Genomic DNA, 19,541 nt, shown 5'->3' with positions numbered 1-19,541 from the left:
TTCAGCTCTGGTCAGCTCTGGCGTCGCTCGGCGCCGGCCCGCAGCTCGTCCCGCAGAGCCTTGGGGGTCCACCCCTCGCGCAGCGCACGCCGTACGACGTCCGCCTGGCTGGGCGGGGCGAGCCCGTCGACCGGCGGGTCGCTGTCGAGGTTGGTGGGGAAGGGGTAGCCCTCGGCGCTCGCGGCGATCACGTTCGCCGTCCACGCCTCGTCGGCGCCCTCGCTCCGGCGCCGGAGCAGCACCGGGTACGCGGCGTTGGCGACGGCCTCGCGGTCCACGGTCTCCATGGCCCGCCCGAACGCGGAGGACACCTGGAGGAGGTTCGCCATCCGGCGGATGTCCGCCGACCGGTTGGTGCCGGCCGCGTGGAACAGTGCGGGGTTGAAGAAGGCCGCGTCGCCCTTGGCGAGGGGCAGCTGGACGTGACGCTCCTCGAAGTACGCCTGGAACTCCGGCAGTCGCCACGCGAGGTAGCCGGGCTCGTACCGCTGCGAGTACGGCAGGTACATGGTCGGCCCGGACTCCACCGGCATGTCGCAGTGCGCGACGGCGCCCTGGAGGGTGAGCACGGGGGAGAGGACGTGGACGTGGGCCGGGTAGGCGGCCGCGACCTCGCCCGAGAGGAACCCCAGGTGGTAGTCGCGGTGCGCGGTCTGCGCCGCGCCGCCCGGGTTGACCACGTTCACCTGGGAGGTGACCTGGTAGCCGGGCCCGAGCCAGGCGGTCGAGACCAGGGCCAGGATGTCGTTGGCGTAGTAGTCGGCGAAGGCCTCGGGGTCGTAGAGGGCCGCCTTCTCCAGCGCGTTCCAGACCCGGTCGTTGGCGCCCGGCTTGGCGAAGTGGTCCCCGGCGTCGACGCCCGAGGCGCGCTGCTCGGCGATCAGGGCGTCGAACACGGCGCTGAGCCGGTCGACGACCCCCGGGTCCGCAAAGGCGCCCTGGAAGACCGCGATGCCCGGTCCCTCGGTGAGGGCGCGGACCAGTTCCGCGCCCACGGCACGAGGGTCGTCGGCCTCGCGCAGGCGGTCGCTGTCGTAGACCAGGACCTCGCGCTCCACAAAGGAGGCGTACGGGTAGTCGGCGAGGTCGGTCGTCCGCTCCACGAGCTCCCGGAAGCCGGCGAGGTCGCAGTCGCGCTCGGACAGCCAGGCCCGGCGGGGTGCGGCGGTGAAGGACATCGGTGTCCTCTCGGTGACAGGGGCGACTCAGCGCTGCCATTCTTGTCATGACAATCCCGTCGAACAACCAGCAGCCGCCCATCAAAAACCCCTCAAGGAGCCACCGCGTGAGCCACCCCTTCCCGATCCGGGAAATCGCACGTCAGGCGGGCCTGAGCGAGGCCACGGTGGACCGGGTCCTGAACGGCAGGGGAGGGGTGCGCGAGAGCACCGCGCGGGAGGTCCAGCAGGCGATAGCCGACCTGGACCGGCAGCGCACCCAGGTCCGCCTGGTGGGCCGTACCTTCATGATCGACATGGTGGTGCAGGCGCCCGAGCGGTTCACCACCGCCGTGCGCGCCGCCCTGGAGGCCGAGCTGCCGTCCCTGCACCCGGCCGTCGTGCGCTCACGCTTCCACTTCCGGGAGACCGGGCCGATGCCGGAACTGACCCGGACGCTGGACCGCATCGCGCGGCGCGGCTCGCAGGGCGTGATCCTCAAGGCCCCCGACGTCCCCGAGGTCACCGCCGCCGTCGCCCGGCTCGCGGAGGCCGGCATCCCCGTGGTGACCCTGGTGACCGACCTGCCGTCCACCGCCCGGCTCGCCTATGTCGGCATCGACAACCGGGCCGCCGGGGCGACCGCCGCGTACCTCATGGGCCAGTGGCTCGGCGACCGCCCCGGCAACGTGCTGACCAGCCTCAGCAGCGGCTTCTTCCGCAACGAGGAGGAGCGCGAGATGGGCTTCCGCAGCGCCATGCGGACCCGCCATCCCGACCGCACTCTCGTCGAGATCGCCGAGGGCCAGGGCCTGGACGCCACCCAGTACGACCTGGTCCGGGCCGCGCTGGAGCGGGACCCGGACATCCGTGCCGTCTACTCGATCGGCGGCGGCAACATCGCCACCCTGCGGGCCTTCGCCGACCTGGGCCGGGAGTGCGCGGTGTTCGTCGCCCACGACCTCGACCAGGACAACACCCGGCTGCTGCGCGAGCACCGGCTGTCCGCCGTCCTCCACCACGACCTGCGCCAGGACATGCGCGAGGCCTGCCACATCGTGATGCGGGCCCACGGCGCGCTGCCGCCGGCCGGACCCACGCTGCCGTCGGCGATCCAGGTGGTGACGCCGTACAACATGCCCACGCCCATCGGGTGACGATCGAGGGCGTGCTCGTGGCGTCTGCACCGGCTGGACGGCCCCGGCTCCCTACGGTCGTGCACATGTGGAAATCGAACCCGGACGGCGACCCCGAGCGGCTGGTGGCCCTCGCCGACGGCGTGTTCGCCATCGCCCTCACGCTGCTGGTCCTGGACTTCGACGTGCCACGGGGACTGGGCTCGGACCAGTACGACGACGCCCTGCGCGAACTGCTCCCGAACCTCGGGGCCTACGCGCTCAGCGTGGTGGTGCTCGGCGCCTTCTGGCGCGAACACCGCCGGATCTTCGGCTTCGTCCGGCAGATCGACGGGCAGGTGATCACCCTGTCCGTCGTGGGCCTGAGCATCGCGGCCCTGGTGCCGTTCCCCACCAAGCTCCTCTCCGAGTACGGCAGGGAGCCCGAGTCCGTCGCCGTCTACGCGGCGGCCGTCGCCGCCCTCGGCACCGCGCACCTCGCGGTGCTCCTCGTCCTGCTCCGGCGCCCCTGGCTGCGCGGCGAGACCGAGCCGCCCGGGGGCTTCCGGCTCTACGCGATCGACCTCGCGGTGACGGTGGTGGTGTTCGCCCTCAGCATCCCGCTCGCCCTGGCCGTCGGTGCCGCGGCCATGTGGCTCTGGCTGGCCATGGCACCGGTCAAGATGGCCATCGGCCGACGGGCGGACCGGGCGCGCTGACCCCGGGCGTCACGCTCCCGCGGCCACGTCCACCCACGCGCCGCTCAGGGCCGACCGCGCCATCGCGTCGAGTACGGCCGCGCTGCGTACGGCGTCGTCGAGGGTGGCTCCGTGCGGGACGCCCTCGGCGACCGAGCGCAGGAAGCGGTACGCCTCGACGACCTTGAGGTCGTCGTAGGCCATGGCGTTCGCGGCGCCCGGCTGGAAGGAGCCGAACTCGCCGTCGCCCGGGCCGACGTACACCGTGCTGACCGGCTGGTCCTGGTAGCTGGTGCCACGGCTGACGCCGAGCTCGCCCATGCGGCGGAAGTCCCAGAACACGGCGCCCTTGGTGCCGTGCACCTCGAAGCCGTAGTTGTTCTGCTCGCCGACCGAGACCCGGCAGGCCTCCAGGACGCCCCGGGCGCCGGAGGCGAAGCGCAGCAGACAGTTGACGTAGTCCTCGTTCTCGACCGGGCCGAGTTCTCCCGTGGCGAGGGTGTGCCCGGCGGTGGCGCCGGTCGGGCGGGCCCGCTCGGGTACGAAGATCGCGGTGTCGGCGGTCAGCGAGGCGATGTCGCCGAGCAGGAAGCGGGCCAGGTCGGCGCCGTGCGAGGCGAGGTCGCCGAGGACTCCGCTGCCGCCGCGCTCACGCTCGTAACGCCAGGTCAGGGCACCCTGGGGGTGGGCGGCGTAGTCGCTGAAGAGGCGGACGCGCACGTGCGTGACGGTGCCGATCTCGCCGGCGGCGATCAGGTCGCGGGCGGTCTCGACGGCGGGCGCGTTGCGGTAGTTGAAGCCGACCGCGCTCTGTACGCCGGCCTTGGCGGCCGCGTCGGCCACCGCCCGGGCGTCCTCGGCGGTCAGGCCGACCGGCTTCTCGATCCAGATGTGCTTGCCGGCCTCGGCCATCGCGACGCCGATCTCGCGGTGCAGGAAGTTCGGCGCGGTGATGCTGACGGCCCGCACGCGCGGATCGGCGGCCACCTCGCGCCAGTCGCGGGTCGCCGAAGCGAACCCGAACCGCGCGGCGGCCTCCTCGGCCCGGCCGGGCACGTCCTCGGCGACGGCCACCAGCTCCGGACGCAGCGCCAGCGCCGGGTAGTGATGCGCGACTCGGGCGTACGCCTGGGTGTGCACCCGCCCCATCCAGCCGAATCCGACGACGGCGACGCCAAGCGTGTCCACCATTGCAGCCCCTCTTTGGACCGGTCCATCTCCTGTCCAGCTCACCTTGGGTGCGGCCCGGCTGTGGTGTCAACCCTTTCCGTCCCCTTTGACAAGGCCCGGCAGCTCATGGAACGGTCCATGTCCATGAGAGCGCCGACGATCCGCGATGTGGCCGACCGGGCCGGCGTCTCCAAGTCACTGGTCTCGCTCGTCCTGCGCGGCTCGGACCAGGTGCGCCCGCAGAAGCGGGAGGCGGTCCTGCGGGCCGTACGCGAACTCGGCTACCGCCCGAACGCCGCCGCGCGCAGCCTCAGCGAGCAGCGCACCCGCACGGTCGGCGTCCTCCTCAACGACCTGCGCAACCCCTGGTTCGTCGACATGCTCGACGGCCTGAACTCCCTCCTGCACGACAACGGCCTGCGCATGCTCCTGGCCGACGCCCGCCTCAACCGCCGTACCGGACAGGACCCGGCCGGCCCCTTCCTGGACCTCGGGGTCGACGGGCTCGTCGTGGTCGGCACGCTGCCCGACCCGGCCGCGCTCGGGGCGGTCGCCGAGCGCCTCCCGGTGGTGGTGGCGGGTGCCCGCGAGCCGCTGCTGCCCGGCGTGGACGTGGTCGCCAACGACGACGAGCGGGGCGCCCGCCTGGTCACCGAGCACCTCATCGGCCTCGGGCACCGGCGCATCGCGCACATCGCCGGGTACGGCGCGGTCGGTGAGCTGCGGCGGCGGAGCTTCGAGGCGACGATGCGGGAGCGCGGCCTCGGGGACGAGACGGTCGTCGAGGCGAGCGACATGACCGAGGAGGGCGGCTACCGCACGACGGTCCGGCTGCTGAGGCGGGCGGAACGGCCGACGGCCGTGTTCGCGGTGAACGACATCGCCGCCATCGGCGCGCTCTCGGCGGCCGAGGAGTCGGGGCTGCGGGTGCCGCGCGACCTGTCCGTCGTCGGCTACGACAACACGAGCATCGCCCGCCTGCGTCACGTGTGGCTCACGACCGTCGACAACGCCAGCCACGAAGTCGGCCGCCGCGCGGCCCGCCGTCTGCTCGACCGGTTCGAGGGCGCCGGGGGAGCGGGCGAAGTCCGCCTCGCCGTACCGACGTTGGAGATCCGCGGCTCGACGGCGCCGCCACGCCTCACTGGTTGATCGCGTACGCCTTGCGCAGCCTTTCGTGCACCGTCCCACGTCGTACGGTCGCCCTCGCGCAAGTACGGCCATGTCGCAGGACCCCACCCTCGGCGTCGGCCCGCGACCGGCGTCGGCCCGGCGACCGGCGTCGGCCCGCGACGGCACCGGCGTACAGAACGGCGCACAAAATTGTTGACAATTTTGTTTGGCTAGATTTACGTTCGACAGGCACTCACTCAGGGAGGGCACATGCCGAAGGAAGCCCGTCCGGGCACCGGGGAGCAGGCCAAGCAGCACGCGCTCGCGCAGCTGCGGCAGGCGATCCTGCACGGCGAGATGGCACCGGCTCAACGGCTGGTGGAGAACGAGCTCGCCGAGCAGTTCGGTGTGACACGGGCCAGCATCCGCGCGGCACTTATCGATCTGGAGGCTCAGGGACTGGTCGAGCGGATCCGCAACCGCGGCTCGCGGGTGCGGGTGGTGACCGTGGAGGAAGCGGTCGCCATCACCGAGTGCCGCATGGTCCTGGAGGGGCTCTGCGCGGCGAAGGCCGCCGTCGCGGCCAGCGACGAGCAGTTGACCCGACTGGCGGACCTGGGTGAGGCGATGACCAAGGCCGTGGCCGACGGCGAGCCGATGACGTACTCGGAGCTGAACCAGGAACTGCACGCCAGGATCCGGGAGTTCTCCGGCCAGCGGACGGCCGTGGAACTGCTGGAGCGGCTCAACGCACAACTGGTGCGCCACCGCTTCCAGTTGGCACTGAGGCCCGGCCGTCCGCAGCACTCCCTGAACGAGCACCTGGCCATGATCGAGACGATCCGGGCCAGGGACCCGCAGGCGGCCGAGGCGGCCGTCCGCGCCCACCTCACCAGCGTGATCGAGGCGCTGCGCGACTGACCCGTCGGAGTCGCCGCACGGTTCGAGCGCACGGGGCGGGCGCGCACCTGCCACCCAAGGAGTAGCAGCGATGACGCCTTCCGATGCGCCCTCCCCAAGGCTCGGCCAACCTCACGCGGGGGGACCCCCGTCCCCACCACGCTCCACCCTCGTCATCACCGCGCACGCCGGGGACTTCGTGTGGCGCGCGGGCGGAGCCGTCGCCCTGGCCGCGTCCCGGGGCGAGAAGGTCACCATCGCCTGCCTGACCTTCGGCGAGCGCGGCGAGTCCGCCAAGGCCTGGCGCGCGGGCAGGAAGCTCGACGAGATCAAGGCGATACGCCGGGACGAGGCCGAGCGCGCCGCGACCACGCTCGGCGCCGAGGTCCGCTTCTTCGACGCCGGCGACTACCCGCTCCTCGCCACCGCCGAGCTGACCGACCAGCTCGTCGCCGTCTACCGCGACACCCAGCCCGACGTCGTGCTCACCCACCCGACCGAGGACCCGTACAACGGCGACCACCCGGCCGCCAACCGCATGGCCCTGGAGGCCCGGATCCTCGCCCAGGCCATCGGCTACCCGGGCGAGGGCGAGATCATCGGCGCCCCGCCGGTCTTCTACTTCGAGCCGCACCAGCCCGAGATGAGCGGCTTCAGGCCCGAGGTCCTGCTCGACATCACCGAGGTGTGGGAGACCAAGCGGAGGGCCTTGGAGTGCCTCGCCGCCCAGCAGCACCTGTGGGACTACTACACGGACCTCGCCGTCCGCCGCGGCGTCCAGCTCAAGCGCAACGCCGGACCCAACCTGGGCCTGGCCCACAAGACCATGGCCGAGGCCTACATGCGCCCCTACCCGCAGATCGCGAAGGAGCTGGCATGAGCGGCGTCATCGTCACCGACCCGCCCAAGGCGGAGCTGAAGGACGTCGACGCGCTGGCCGGCTTCGGCGTGGCGACGCTCAGCGAGGCCATGGGCCGAACCGGCCTGCTGGGGCCGGGCATCCGCCCCGTCCAGCAGGGCGTACGGGTCGCCGGAACCGCCGTCACGGTGCTCGGCTGGCCCGGCGACAACCTCATGATCCACGCCGCCGTGGAGCAGTGCGGCGAGGGCGACATCCTGGTCGTCACCACCACCTCCCCCTCCACCGACGGCCTCTTCGGCGAGCTGTTCGCGACCGCCCTCCAGCGGCGCGGCGTGCGCGGTGTCGTCCTCGACACCGGCATCCGGGACACCCAGGAGCTGCGCGACATGGGCTTCGCGGCCTGGTCAGGGCGGTCAGCGCGCAGGGCACCGTCAAGGCCACCGGCGGCTCGGTGAACGTGCCGGTCGCCATCGACGGCCAGGTGGTCCGCCCCGGCGACGTGATCCTCGCCGACGACGACGGAGTCGTGGTCGTTCCCCGCGAACGCGCCCGCGAGACCGTCGGGAAGTCCGAGGCCCGCGAGGCCAAGGAGGCCGCCGCCCGCACCGCCTTCCTGGCGGGCCAACTCGGCCTGGACCGGTACGGGTTGCGCGAGAAGCTCGTCCGGCTCGGCGTGACGTACCGGTCCTACGACGAGTACGTCCGCGAGGAGGCGCAGCCGTGACCGGGCCGCCCGTGGCGGTCCGCTGCCTGCTGATGCGCGGCGGCACCTCCAAGGGCGCCTACTTCCTCGCCGAGGACCTGCCCGCCGATCCCGCCGCCCGCGACGAGCTGCTGCTGCGCGTCATGGGCAGCCCGGACGAGCGGCAGATCGACGGCCTGGGCGGCGCCCACCCGCTCGCCAGCAAGGTGGCCGTGGTGTCGCACTCGCCCGACCCACGGGCCGACGTCGACTACCTCTTCCTCCAAGTCGCCGTCGACCGAGCGGAAGTGAGCGCCCGTCAGAACTGTGGCAACATCCTCGCCGGCATCGGCCCGTTCGCCGTGGAGCGCGGGCTGGTCCCGGCGGGGGAGGAGGAGACCTCCGTACGGATCCGCATGGTCAACTCCGGTGACCTCGCCACGGCGACCTTCCCGACCCCCGGCGGCCGCGTCGACTACAGCGGGGACGCCGAGATCTCCGGCGTGCCCGGCACGGCGGCCCCGGTGGTAATCGAGTTCCCGCCCGGCACCGGGCAGTTGCTGCCCACCGGCAACGTCCGCGACGTGCTCGACGGCATCCCGGTGACCTGCGTGGACAACGGCATGCCGACCGTCCTCGTCGAGGCGGCCGCACTGAAGGTCACCGGCTACGAGGCACCCAGGGACCTGGAGGAGGACCTCGCGCTGGCCGACCGGATCCGCGAACTCAGGCTGGCCGCAGGCCACTTGATGGGGCTCGGTGACGTCTCGGACACCACCGTCCCCAAGGTCACCCTGCTCGCCCCGCCCCGCCAGGGCGGCGCGGTCACCACCCGCACCTTCATCCCGGTCCGCTGCCACACCTCGGTCGGCGTGCTCGGCGCGGCGAGTGTCGCCGCCGGGCTGCGGATCCAGGGCGGCGTCGGCACGGACCTCGCGGAGCTGCCCACCGACGGCGACCGCGTCCGTATCGAACACCCCACGGGGTTCCTCGACATCGAGAGTGCCCTGGGCACCGACGCCGCAGGCCTGCCCGCCGCCCGCCGCACCGCCGTCGTCCGCACGGCCCGCAAGATCTTCGACGGCACCGTCTTCCCCCGGCCCGCCGAGACGGCCCCACTCCCGGCACCCACCCCCGGAGGCCCCCGAAGACCCCGCCGCTCGGCGACATCGCCCACATCGGCCACGCCCAGCTGTTCACCCCCGACCTGGACGCCAGCGTCGCCTTCTTCACCGACTACCTGGGCCTCACGGTCAACGGTCAGGAAGGCGACACCGTCTACCTACGGACCTTCGACGACTACGAGCACCACAGCCTGGTCCTCACCGCCCGCGACCGGCCCGGCCTCGGCCGGCTCGCCCTGCGCACCTCCAGCGAGGAGGCACTGCACCGCCGTGTCGGGGCGGTCGAGGCGGCCGGCGGCTCGGGCCAGTGGGTCGAGGACGAGCCCGGCATCGGCAAGCAGTACCTCACCACCGACCCCGACGGGCACGAACACGCCCTGCTCACCCATCCGGCTCCTTAGCGTCTGGCGCACAACGCACGAGAGGAAAACAAGGATGTCCTCCTCCCCCTCCCCGGCCGCTCGCGTCGGCAGACTGGCCGTACTCGCCGTCGGCCTGTGCTGGCTGGCCGTCCTCTTCGACGGCCTGGACATGTTCGTCTACGGCTCGGTACTGCCCCACATGCTGATGGGCTACGAGGTCGAACTGCCCGCCGCCCCCGCCGACAAGCAGGCCGCCGCCGACCGCCGGCACTCCCTGGCCAACCTCTTCCGGGGCGGCGAGTGGACCCGGACCCTGCTGTACTGGCCGGCCTCCTTCGGCGGACTGCTCCTCGTCTACGGCGTCGCCACCTGGCTGCCCACCCTGATGCGCGGCGAGGGCTACAACCTCGGCTCGGCCCTGACCTTCGTGGTCCTGTTCAACCTCGGCGGCATCGTCGGCATGCTGGTCGCCGGGCGCGCCTCCGACCGGTTCGGAGCCCCGCGGATCTCGCTGATCTGATTCGCGCTGACCGCCGCCGGCGTCTTCCTGCTCAGCGTCCGCATGCCGCTGGCGCTCACCTTCACGGTGGTGTTCCTGACCGGTGTGTTCCTCAACAGCGCGCAGACCATGATCTACGCGACCGTCTCGATCCGTTCCCGCCCCGAGAACCGTGCCACCGCCGTCGGCTGGACCTCCGGCATGGGCCGCTTCGGCGCCGTCTTCGGACCGTGGCTGGGAGGCCAGTTGCTCGCGGCGAACCAGGGTGACTGGGGCTTCACGGCCTTCGCGCTCGCCGGTCTGTCGTCCATGGTCCTGATCGGGATCGCCGCACTGCGCGGCTCGAAGCAGACGGCGGACCGGGGAAGCGAGCCGGAGCTCATAGGCGCGCACTGACCGGCGTACGCGCCGACCGGGAGCGAGGGGGGCGCCGCTCGCCGCGGCACCTGCGGTGAGTGGCGTCCGTCATATGTACGGACGAACCATATGTACAGATGAGCCGAACTGGGTTATACGACGGTCTCGCGTATTGTTGCGTCATATGCCCGTAGTGCTGCAGGGCGGCTCTCGTGACGTCGGGGGCAGGTGTGTTCACAGTTGATGGGGGATCAGGACGTGACGGCATTTCTCGCACTGGTGGCTGTCGTCGCGTTCATGGCCAAGGCAGGACTGCCGTGGTGGGTGGTCGTGGCGGTGACGCTGCTGATGGCGGGGTTCGTCGCGGGGATGTCCTGGAGCCCCGGGAGGAGCGCCAGGAACACCCCGACGGCCGCCCCGCCGGCTGCGCCCGCCTGGTCCTCCGCCGACAGGTGTTCGACCGCCCGGCCGGTCTCGACGAACGTGCGGGTGACGTGCCCGGAGGAGTACACCCAGGAGATGCGCAAGGAGCCCTCGCCGATGGTGCGGAACAGGTGAGGGACCGGCGAAGGGATGTACGCCGGCGAGCGCGGCGCCGCGACGGCCGGGCGCCCCGCGTTCAGGCGGCGCCCGTCGCCTCCCGTATCCGCCGGGCCATCAGGTCGTAGACCTCACGGGCCTTGCCGTCGTCCTGCCCGTCGTACCCGTGGTCGGCGCCGCGCACCTCGTGGTGCTCGACCAGCGCCCCCGAGCCCCGGAGCCGCTCGGCGTACCGCTCGCCCTCGGCCCGCAGCAGGTCGTACTCGGCGGTGACCACCAGGGCCGGCGCGATGCCCTTCAGGTCCACGGTGTCCGAAGGGTGCGCCGGGGACACGAGCCGGTCCAGACGCCGCCGCGCGTCCGGGACGTACGACGTGTCGAAGACGTCGGCCATCCAGGGCCGCAGCATCGGCCTGGCGACGGCGGCCCGCTTGTCCCGGGCGTGGGTCGCGAGGTCGAGCGGCGGATAGTGCAGCACCTGGAGCGCGATGGCGGGCCCACCCTCCTCGAAGGCCTGGCGGGCCACGGCCGCCGCCAGTCCGCCCCCGGCGCTCTGCCCGCCCACGGTGAGCCGCCCGCCGTCCCAGCCCTCCTCGACGCCGTGCTCCGCGACCCACCGGACGACGTCGTACGCCTGCCGGGGCGGCGCCGGGAACGGGTGCTGCGGGGCGACGACATAGTCCACGTTGACCACGACCACGCCGGCCTCGGCGGCCAGGAAGCGGCACAGCGGGTCGTCCAGCTCGGTCAGTGTCATGACGTAGCCGCCGCCGTGGAAGTTGACGTGCACCGGGGGAGCGGGCTCGTCGTTCGCGGGCAGATAGACGGTGGCCCGGGCCGGGGCGACCGACGTGGGGATCGCCAACTCCCTTACCCTGCGCGGGAATTCCGGGAACCGGGCATGCGAGGCGGCGGCCGACCCACGGCCGCCCGAACGCCGGTCCGCCATGACGGTCACACGTTGCATCGCCTTGGCGACGAAGGCGGCCACAGCGGGCCGGGCCAGGAGGGACATGGGGCTCCGATCGGTACGCGGGCCGTGGGGTTCCCCGGCTTCCCGCCACGAGATCTGATTGGGGACGGCAATTATAGGTGACAGCAACTATGGGTCAAGAGGTCGCCGCGGCCGGGGCAGGGTGCGTATGCGGTAGGGTTGACCTGCGTGATCACGCGGTTCGCCGCGCGATGCGCGCCGGGACGTGGCGCAGCTTGGTAGCGCACTTGACTGGGGGTCAAGGGGTCGCAGGTTCAAATCCTGTCGTCCCGACAGTTCGACGGACTGTCTGTCCGGATCAGAGCCTCGCCTCACGTGAATGTGAGGCGAGGCTCTCGACGTTTCCGCACCGTTTGTCGCGCTGTGATCCAGATGCGAGCGGGTGTCCGGGCGCGCAAAATGAGGAAGGAACTCTCCCCAGCCCTCACGGGGTTGCCATGACCGCCATACATTCTCGATTCTCGAGGGCGATACGGGTCGGCGCGTGCGCTGTTCTCCTGGGTGGCGCACTGATCACTGTCAACGGCGGGCCCGCGTACGCGCAGGCCGCCGAGATTCCTGGACAACTGCTCGGCGGCTGGATCGCCGAGGACAAGTCGTCCCACGTGGAATTCGAAGCAGACGGGACCTACCTGTACGTCCAAGTCGGACAGCAAGATTACAGCGAGGCAGGGAACTTCGAGGTTCGCCAGCAGGAAATCCAGTACGCACCGGACAGCGCGACCTCGCAGGACCAGGAAACGGCCCCGCCCGGTCCCTACAGCGAGACGTGGAACATCACGACCCGGAACGACGGTACGGACCAGCTCGTCACCCAGGGGTCGAACGACAGCTGGACGTTTCTCGAGATGGATCTCAGCCAGTGCTCCTCCTCCTAGCGAGGCCGTAGACGCGGGGCACGGCCCCCCGGGACCCCTCCCGTGGGTGAAGGCGCATCATGCGGGTACCGCATGACGAGCCCACGCCCCGAGGAGACCCGCGATGCCCCTCTCCGCCAGCCTCGCGCGTGGTGTCGCGCCCACCACGCCCGGGACCCTGCACGCCCGGACGGTCACCGGCGAGCTCAGCGCGCCGCCCCGCCCGGGGCTCACGGTCCGCTTCGGACGCGGTGAGAAACCGGACGTGGACCTCGGGGTCGGCGTGGACGACCTGCGGGTGAGCCGACGGCACGGAGAGCTGACGTACCGTCAAGGGCTGTGGTGGCTACGGAACACCGGGCAGCAGCTCGTCCGGCTGCCGCGCGGCCGGATGATGCACCTCAGCACCGAACCGATGCCGCTCGACACCGGCTACACCCCGCTGTTCGTGAAGGGCTCCGGCTACCGCGAGCACCTGGTGGAGCTGTACGTGGCGGGCCACGACGACCAGGGACCGCTGTCCCGGCGGCGCGCCGAGACCATCCGGCCGGAGACCTGGGCGCTCAACGACGACGAACGACTGCTGCTGGTCGTCCTCGGTCAGCGGTATCTGCTGTACGAGGAGGACCCGCGCCCCCTGTCGTACGCCACGGCCGCCAAGCAGCTCGGCTACCTCCGCCCGGACGCGAAGTGGACGGAGCGCAGGATCGAGCACCGCATCGAGGCCGTACGCCACCGGCTGGACCGCACCGGCTTCCGGTACCCGCTGATCCACGACAAGTCGCAGGGCCGTCCCGGGGACAACAGCCTGCTGCACAACCTGATCAAGGGCCTGGTGGAGTCCACGACGCTCGTACCGCCGGACCTCGACCTGATGGAGGACGACGCGGCCTGGCCCGACTCCGCGCCCTGAGTCCTCAGCCGCCCAGTCGGCCGGCGGCGGAGGCCGCGAGGTCCCTGGCCATCCCGCACAGCTTGTCCGTGGGCTGCTGCCCGCCGACCTCCAGGCGCACCATCTCCGCGGCCGTCTCGGCGTCCTGGCCGCTGTACCTGCGGTACTCCACGAACGCCGAGCAGGTGTCCCCGTCGTCGCCCTTCTCGATGACGGTGCGGTGTCCGCCGAGGCTGAGGGCCGTGCCCTCCCCGGCCGACTTGGGCTGATCGCGGAAGAAGCTCACCTCCGCGTCCAGTTCGTCGACGTCGCTCGACCACTCACAGCTCCAGTTCGCGACCCCGACCTCCGGCACGTCGGCCTCGATCCCGGGAACGACGGACAGCGCCTTGGCGTCGAGCAGTTCGCAGGCGTCGCGCCAGGCCAGCGAGGCGGGCGGGTAGGCGGGCGAACGACGCTGGAGCGGGCCCCGGTCGAGGACCCCGGCCGCGCCCCGGGCGGCCTTGTCCGCGACCGCGCACAGGGCCGCGGTGCCGCCGAACACGGAGCCCTTGCCCATGTTGACGCGGACCCCGACCAGGGTGTCACCGCTGTCGCCGTCGGCCGTCAGCAACAGCTTGCACTCGTCGTCCTCGGCCTGCTCCTCGCGGATCCCGATCCGTCCGACGGTGCTGGAGGGCTTCGACCCCTCGGGCGGGGAGCCCTTGCGCAGGCTCACCGAGACATCGATACGGGTCTTGTCGTCGACGCTCACGAGCACGTCGCAGCGGTCGAAGTTCCCGTAGTCCACGTCCACCCGGATCTCCCCGTCGCCGAACTGTTCGAAGGCGGCGGGGTCGGCCAGGGCGCACACGTCGGCCGTGTGCGGGTCGCCGATCAGAGGCCGGCTCTCGCCCGAGCGCTGCGGAGCGGCCTTGCCGTCGTCGTCGCCGTCCGGCAGGGCGACGAGCCCCAGGGCCAGTGCGGCGGTGACGCCGAGTGCCGCGGCGCCCAGCAGCAGCCGGCCGCGCCGGCGCCGCCGCCCTCTGACGGGGCTGGTGGTGCCCGGGTCCCGGGAGGGCGAAGGCCCGGACCCGGCGACCTCCGCCAGGAGCCGCTTGACCTCGGCGGCCTCGGGGCGCTGCCGGGGATCGCGGCGCAGCATGGAGGTGAGCACGGGGTACAGCGGGCCCACGGCGGCGGCGTCCAGCTCCACGACACCCTGCTCGGCCTTCCAGTACCGCAGGCGCTCGGCCTCCTCCTCCTCGGTCCCCGTCCCGGCCGGGGCATCGTCGTCCGCGGGAGCGCCACCGCGCGGCGGCGCGCCGGTGACCAGCGCGCAGAGGGTGGCCGCCAGACAGAACACGTCCGAGGCGGGCCGCGGGACGTTGCCCCGGGCCAGCTCGGGGGCGGCGTAGTCGGGGGTGAAGCTGAACGGGCCGTTGACGGTGATGGTCTCGGCGCCGCCGACCCGGTACGCGGCGCCGAAGTCCAGTAACTTCGCGGTGCCGTGCCGGGTGAGCCCGATGTTGGCGGGCTTGACGTCACAGTGGACGATGCCCGCCTCGTGCAGGGCGGCCAGCGCGTCGGCGAGCTCGGCCCCGATACGGGCCGCCCGCACGGGAGACACCGTCGGCTGCCGGTCCAGGCCGCCGCCGGGGACGTACTCCATGACGAACCAGTACGTCTCCGGGGCGTCGCCCTCCCGGGGCGCGGTGATGACGTCGAACAGGGTCACTACGTGCGGATGGTCGCGGAACTTGGCCATGGCGCGCGGTTCGCCCAGCAGCCGGCGCACCGCGGTCTCGCCCTCGCCGTCCGTCCGCTCGGGTTTGAGGGCGACGTCCTGGCCCACCACCGTGTCGTGGGCCAGCCACACATCGCCGCCCCGACCCGTGCCGATGACCTCCTTGAGGACATAGCGGTCGGCGAACTCGTCCCCGGAACGCACGGATCTTCCCCCTCGGTCGATTCCCGAACGCACACGGCCCGGACCGCACGCGTGGATCGCATCGAACCTAACGCGTGGGGCGGACCGTACGCAGTGTCTACCCAGAGCCTTCATCAGTCGCACGCATGCGCAGGTGTCCCGTGTGTGCAGATGCGGTGAGACCACCGGTTCCGGAGGGGTCCCGTCGATTTCCGGGAGGGGTCCCGGCGATCGCGCGTACCGTACGCGCGGCCCGAACCGCACAGGACTTTCAGAACATCCCTTGGCGACCCCGACAGGAAGGCACTCCTCCATGCCCAGCACCCGGACCCTCGTGTTGGCCGGTCTCACCGCGGCCGTCTCGACCGCCACGCTCGCCCTGTCCACGCACGCCGGCGCGCAGACCCCGCACGAGCGGGCGGCCGCCCGGTGCGCCCACCCCGCCGACGTCCTCGATCTGACGAACTGGAAGCTGACCCTGCCCACCGGCGAGGACGAGGACCCCACCGAGATCACCCAGCCCGAGCTGGCGACCTTCTCCGCCGACCCCTGGTTCCGGGCGGAGGCCGGCTGTGACGCGGTGCGGTTCCGGGCCGCCGTCAACGGTGTGACGACGGGAGGTTCCAGCTACCCGCGCGCCGAACTGCGGGAGATGACCGACGGCGGCGCGGACGAGGCCGAGTGGTCCACCACCGACGGCACCCACACCCTCGTGGTCCGCGAGGCGTTCACGGCCCTGCCTGAGGAACGGCCGTACCTGGTCGGCGCACAGGTCCACGGCGGGGACGACGACGTCACCGTCTTCCGGCTCGAAGGCAGCAGCCTCTACATCACCGACGGCGACGACCGGCACGCCCACCTCGTCACCGACGACTACGAGCTCGGCACCGAGTTCGAGGCCAAGTTCGTGGCCCGGGACGGGGAGATCGACGCCTACTACAACGGCCGCCTGGAGACGACGGTCTCCCACGACGGCGACACCAACTACTTCAAGGCGGGCGCCTACACGCAGGCCAACTGCGACAACTCCGAGCCGTGCACCGACGACAACCACGGCGAGGTCCGCATCTCCCGCATCAAGGTCACCCACTCCTGACCGGCCGCCCGGCGCCCGGGAGGGGTCCCGGGCGGTGCGTGGCACGGTGAGGCGACCTCAGGGGACGGAAGGGGCGGTGGATGACGGGGGACACGACGGGCGCGGGGAGGGCACTGCTGACCCGTGGGCAGCGGATCAACTCCGCGCTCGTCGTGGACCGCAGGCTCGGCGAGGGCGCCTTCGCCGAGGTGTACCGGGTAGGCCACCACATCCTCGGCTGGCAGGCGCTGAAGCTCTTCAAGCACGTGGCCTCGCTGGCGGCGACCTCCCGGATGTTCGACGAGGCCCGCATCCTCTCCACCCTGGGACACCCCAACATCATCCGGGTCTTCGACGCGGGCACCGTGCAGACCTCCGAGGGGGTGCGCGGCTACATCACCATGGAGTACGTCGCCGGCGGCAGCCTGGAGCGGCTGATCGCCTCGCCTTGGCCGCCGTACCGGTCGGTGAGGCCACGGCCGTGCTGCGGCAGGCCGCCGAGGGACTCGCCGTCGCCCACGAGCGGCAGCACCCCATCGTGCACCGCGACCTGTCGCTGGCCAACCTGCTCATCACCTATGACGAGTCCGGACTGCGCGTGAAGGATGGAGAGGTGATGGACAAGAAAACAGCGCGTGCGTCTCCTTGAAGACCAGGCCGAGGAGGTGCACTCCGACCAGGCGCGGGAGCAACTGGCCGACCTCGCAGAGCAGAAGACCATCCCCCAGCTGCGCAAGGAGGTCGACGCGGCCGCCGTCGACACCGGTGCCGCCGTCACCAGCGAGCGGCGGATCCGTGACGTGCAGGCCCAGCTCGACGACATCGAGCAGGCGATCGAGGTCCCCGGGCTGCAACGTGAGCTGTGGGATCTGCTGAGCTCCTGCGAGGACGTCATGGAACAGACCGGCGGCGGCCCCTCGGACCGCCGGGAGCTGCAGAACATGCGCGAGCGGGCCAGTTCGCTCGGCGACGACGCCACTCCCGCGGACCTGCGGCGGCTCGTCAAGCGGGCCGGGGAGTTCCATGTCGAGCTGCTGCGCCGTACCGACCAGTGGGAGTACGTGGTCTTCCGCGCGCTGGTCGAGATGCGGGACGACATGTTCTCCCGGGCGCAGGCGGACGCCGCGATCCTGGAGGGCCGCCGGGCCGTCGCCGCGGGGAACCGCCGGGCCCTCGCCGGGGTCAACGAGCGGCTGCGCAGGCTGTTGCCGCCGGGGGCGGCGGAGGAGGCGGAGCGGATGACCGGTGGCATCAACTAGCCAGGCTGAGAAGAGGAGTTGACGGTGCTTGCTGCACCCACACCGGTCCGGCCCGCCGACGCGCTCCGGGTCGTCCTGCTTGTCTCGCGCGCACGGGCGGCCGCCCGCTCCGGTGACCTGGACGGTGCGCTGCGGCTGCTGCACGAGGCCGACGATCCCGCCCTCGCCGGCCATCACGACGTACTCGACCTGCTCGCCCGGGTGCACGCCCAGCGGGGCGAGCCGGCCAGGGCGGTGGAGTACTGGCGCAGGGTCCAGGAGCAGCAGCCGCAGGACGCCGCAGCGTCGGCGGGGCTGGCGAGGATCGACCGGCTCGGCCGCCGCGGCCCACGGGCGGCGTTCGCCCGGCATCGCGCCGGTACCGCACTGGCCGCCGCGGTCTGCGCGGTGGCCGCGATCGCGGCCTGCACGGTCGTCCTCACCGACGAAGCGGACGGGCGACCCGAGCGACCCGCCCGGACGCTCGCCGACCGGGCGGAACAGCTCGCCCGGCGACTGGACGCCGAACACCGGGCGCGGCAGGAACAGGAACGGGCCCGCGCGTCGGCAGGCCGCGCGGAGGTGGTGGCGGCACTGGCCCGTGCGGTGCGCGCACCGGGCATCGACGCGGCGGTGCACGGGGACGCGGTGGAAGTCACCTTCACCGACGGGCTCTTCGCGGAGGCCGACCGGCTCACCCCGGCCGGCGCCGACCGTCTTGCCGTCCTGGGCGGGCGTCTCGCGGGACGGCAGGCCGACGTCGAGGTCCTCGGTCACACCGCCACCGTGCCCGGCGCCCCGGACAGGGGCGGCTCCGTCCTCGCCCTGTGGCGTGCGCTCGTCGCCGCCCGGGAGTTGAGCGCCGCCAGCGGCAGGCCACTGACGGCGTTCACGACGGCGAGCGCGGATCAGCGGGACGCGCCGTACCCGGGCGTCGTGCGGAACCGGACGGTCACGGTGCTGATCACGCCCGGCTGACCGGACGGTGGCACGGCGGCAGGCACCGCGCGCTCAGCGGGTGACCAGCAGTCCCCGGCCGCGCAGGACCCTCCGCTCCAGCGGGCTGAAGATCAGCAGGTCGATCGCGATGCCGACGAGCAGGATCAGGAAGATGGCGAGGAACACCTGGGACATGCTGCTGTTGGTGCGGCCGTGCTCCAGCAGCTGGCCCAGGCCGATGCCGAGGTCGGGTGAGGTGGCGATGATCTCGGCGGCCATGAGGGAGCGCCAGGAGAAGGCCCAGCCCTGCTTGAGGCCCGCCAGATAGCCGGGCAGGGCGGCCGGCATCACGATGTGCCGGGCCTCGCGCAGACCGGTCGCGCCCAGGGTCCGGCCGGCGCGCAGGAACAGCGGGGGGATCTGGTCGATGCCCGAGACGAGGCCGTTGGCGACGGAGGGGACGGCGCCGAGGAGGATCACGGCGTACATCATCGAGTCGTTGAGGCCCAGCCAGATGACGGCAGGCGGCACCCAGGCCACCGACGGCAGCGACTGGAGGCCGGAGAGGATGGGGCCGATGGCCGCCCGCACGAACCGCACCCGGGCGACCAGCAGGCCCAGCGGGGTACCGATCGCCAGCGCCAGCAGGAAGCCCAACAGGCCGCGCGAGACGGACGTCCAGATGTAGTCGAAGAGGGTGCCCTGCAGCCAGGACCGGCGCAGCTCGCCCCACACGTCGGACGGGGAGGGCAGCTTGTAGTCGGGCGCGACCTCGGCCCACACCAGCAGCTGCCAGACCACCAGCACCAGCGCGACAGCGGTGACGGGCGGCAGCACCTTGCGGACCAGGGTCTCGCGCAGCGGCGTACGGCCGACCTGCACCGAGTCCAGCGCGTCGAGCCCGGCCTCCAGCCCCGCCAGATCGTCCTGCGCCGCACGCGCCGCCGGGGAGTCGTTCTTGGTGACGTCGACCTCGATGTCGACGCCGTTGTCAGTGCTGGCCATGGCGGCGGATCTCCCCACGCAGTTCTTCGGTGATCTCGACGGACAACTCGGCG

The 19,541-nt window shown here is 72.2% G+C and carries 17 protein-coding genes, 1 tRNA gene and 4 pseudogenes; 17 read left to right on the top strand and 5 right to left on the bottom strand.

What is annotated here, in order from left to right; translation table 11 throughout:
- Positions 1-11: 11 nt before the first annotated feature.
- Positions 12-1,178 carry a phytanoyl-CoA dioxygenase family protein gene (locus AQJ67_RS01725; RefSeq protein ID WP_062716153.1) on the bottom strand — a complete coding sequence of 389 codons (1,167 nt, stop codon included), beginning with the start codon at positions 1,176-1,178 and terminating at the stop codon, positions 12-14.
- Between the two features lie 107 nt (positions 1,179-1,285).
- Here AQJ67_RS01725 and AQJ67_RS01720 point away from each other — a divergent pair, with 107 nt between their 5' ends.
- A complete protein-coding gene (locus AQJ67_RS01720) occupies positions 1,286-2,314 on the top strand; it encodes a LacI family DNA-binding transcriptional regulator (protein ID WP_062716152.1) in 1,029 nt (342 codons plus the stop codon).
- 65 nt (positions 2,315-2,379) lie between these two features.
- Positions 2,380-2,991, top strand: a complete 612-nt coding sequence (locus AQJ67_RS01715) for a TMEM175 family protein (protein ID WP_208614883.1) — start codon at positions 2,380-2,382, stop codon at positions 2,989-2,991.
- A 9-nt stretch (positions 2,992-3,000) separates the two neighbouring features.
- Here AQJ67_RS01715 and AQJ67_RS01710 read toward each other — a convergent pair whose 3' ends face one another.
- Positions 3,001-4,161, bottom strand: a complete 1,161-nt coding sequence (locus AQJ67_RS01710) for a Gfo/Idh/MocA family protein (RefSeq protein ID WP_062716151.1) — start codon at positions 4,159-4,161, stop codon at positions 3,001-3,003.
- Between the two features lie 123 nt (positions 4,162-4,284).
- On the opposite strand from AQJ67_RS01710, the gene AQJ67_RS01705 reads away from it, so the two are divergent.
- The 8 genes and pseudogenes from AQJ67_RS01705 (at position 4,285) to AQJ67_RS48520 (ending at position 10,597) form a co-directional block, all read left to right on the top strand.
- Positions 4,285-5,292 (top strand): LacI family DNA-binding transcriptional regulator, encoded by a 1,008-nt coding sequence (locus AQJ67_RS01705; protein WP_062716752.1) that lies wholly within the window; start codon positions 4,285-4,287, stop codon positions 5,290-5,292.
- A 231-nt stretch (positions 5,293-5,523) separates the two neighbouring features.
- Positions 5,524-6,174, top strand: coding sequence for a GntR family transcriptional regulator (locus AQJ67_RS01700; RefSeq protein ID WP_062716150.1), 651 nt, complete (start codon positions 5,524-5,526; stop codon positions 6,172-6,174).
- Between the two features lie 70 nt (positions 6,175-6,244).
- Complete coding sequence (locus AQJ67_RS01695; protein WP_062716149.1) at positions 6,245-7,033, top strand: PIG-L deacetylase family protein; 789 nt, start codon at positions 6,245-6,247, stop codon at positions 7,031-7,033.
- Positions 7,030-7,739: pseudogene (locus AQJ67_RS01690) on the top strand (4-carboxy-4-hydroxy-2-oxoadipate aldolase/oxaloacetate decarboxylase). Before AQJ67_RS01695 ends, AQJ67_RS01690 begins: the two are co-directional and overlap by 4 nt.
- Positions 7,736-8,827: pseudogene (locus tag AQJ67_RS01685) on the top strand (4-oxalomesaconate tautomerase); the annotation flags it as partial. The pseudogenes AQJ67_RS01690 and AQJ67_RS01685, both read left to right, overlap by 4 nt.
- A 38-nt stretch (positions 8,828-8,865) precedes the next feature.
- Positions 8,866-9,201, top strand: a pseudogene (locus AQJ67_RS44605) (VOC family protein); the annotation flags it as partial.
- Positions 9,202-9,394: 193 nt separating this feature from the next.
- A pseudogene (locus tag AQJ67_RS50940) lies at positions 9,395-10,078 on the top strand (MFS transporter); the annotation flags it as partial.
- A 219-nt stretch (positions 10,079-10,297) separates the two neighbouring features.
- The gene (locus AQJ67_RS48520) at positions 10,298-10,597 is read left to right on the top strand and encodes a hypothetical protein (protein ID WP_208614882.1); all 300 of its coding nucleotides are present in this window, start codon (positions 10,298-10,300) and stop codon (positions 10,595-10,597) included.
- A 61-nt stretch (positions 10,598-10,658) separates the two neighbouring features.
- On the opposite strand, the gene AQJ67_RS01670 is transcribed toward AQJ67_RS48520, so the two are convergent.
- Entirely contained in the window at positions 10,659-11,594 is a 936-nt protein-coding gene (locus AQJ67_RS01670) for an alpha/beta hydrolase fold domain-containing protein (RefSeq protein WP_062716148.1), read from the bottom strand.
- Between the two features lie 178 nt (positions 11,595-11,772).
- Between AQJ67_RS01670 and AQJ67_RS01665 the strand changes: the two genes are divergently transcribed.
- The 3 genes from AQJ67_RS01665 to AQJ67_RS01655 all read left to right on the top strand — a co-directional run bounded on the left by AQJ67_RS01665 (position 11,773) and on the right by AQJ67_RS01655 (position 13,343).
- A tRNA-Pro gene (locus tag AQJ67_RS01665) sits at positions 11,773-11,846 on the top strand.
- Between the two features lie 164 nt (positions 11,847-12,010).
- Entirely contained in the window at positions 12,011-12,451 is a 441-nt protein-coding gene (locus AQJ67_RS01660; protein WP_062716147.1) for a hypothetical protein, read from the top strand.
- Positions 12,452-12,554: 103 nt separating this feature from the next.
- Positions 12,555-13,343, top strand: a complete 789-nt coding sequence (locus AQJ67_RS01655) for an FHA domain-containing protein (protein WP_062716146.1) — start codon at positions 12,555-12,557, stop codon at positions 13,341-13,343.
- Positions 13,344-13,347: 4 nt separating this feature from the next.
- Here the strand turns inward: AQJ67_RS01655 and AQJ67_RS01650 are convergent, their stop codons facing one another.
- Complete coding sequence (locus AQJ67_RS01650) at positions 13,348-15,252, bottom strand: serine/threonine-protein kinase (protein ID WP_062716145.1); 1,905 nt, start codon at positions 15,250-15,252, stop codon at positions 13,348-13,350.
- A 292-nt stretch (positions 15,253-15,544) separates the two neighbouring features.
- Between AQJ67_RS01650 and AQJ67_RS01645 the strand changes: the two genes are divergently transcribed.
- The 4 genes from AQJ67_RS01645 to AQJ67_RS01630 all read left to right on the top strand — a co-directional run bounded on the left by AQJ67_RS01645 (position 15,545) and on the right by AQJ67_RS01630 (position 18,522).
- Positions 15,545-16,327, top strand: a complete 783-nt coding sequence (locus tag AQJ67_RS01645) for a polysaccharide lyase family 7 protein (protein WP_062716144.1) — start codon at positions 15,545-15,547, stop codon at positions 16,325-16,327.
- A gap of 80 nt (positions 16,328-16,407) precedes the next feature.
- The gene (locus AQJ67_RS01640; RefSeq protein ID WP_062716143.1) at positions 16,408-16,908 is read left to right on the top strand and encodes a protein kinase domain-containing protein; all 501 of its coding nucleotides are present in this window, start codon (positions 16,408-16,410) and stop codon (positions 16,906-16,908) included.
- A 33-nt stretch (positions 16,909-16,941) separates the two neighbouring features.
- Positions 16,942-17,565 carry a hypothetical protein gene (locus AQJ67_RS01635; RefSeq protein ID WP_062716142.1) on the top strand — a complete coding sequence of 208 codons (624 nt, stop codon included), beginning with the start codon at positions 16,942-16,944 and terminating at the stop codon, positions 17,563-17,565.
- Positions 17,566-17,589: 24 nt separating this feature from the next.
- The gene (locus AQJ67_RS01630) at positions 17,590-18,522 is read left to right on the top strand and encodes a tetratricopeptide repeat protein (protein ID WP_062716141.1); all 933 of its coding nucleotides are present in this window, start codon (positions 17,590-17,592) and stop codon (positions 18,520-18,522) included.
- A 33-nt stretch (positions 18,523-18,555) separates the two neighbouring features.
- On the opposite strand, the gene AQJ67_RS01625 is transcribed toward AQJ67_RS01630, so the two are convergent.
- A complete protein-coding gene (locus AQJ67_RS01625) occupies positions 18,556-19,488 on the bottom strand; it encodes an ABC transporter permease (RefSeq protein ID WP_062716140.1) in 933 nt (310 codons plus the stop codon).
- Between the last annotated feature and the right edge of the window lie 53 nt (positions 19,489-19,541).

The sequence above is a fragment of the Streptomyces caeruleatus genome (genome assembly GCF_001514235.1).
GTDB lineage: Bacteria > Actinomycetota > Actinomycetes > Streptomycetales > Streptomycetaceae > Streptomyces > Streptomyces caeruleatus.
The sequence above is the reverse complement of the archived record's forward strand: the minus strand, read 5'-3'. Positions and strand labels throughout refer to the sequence as shown.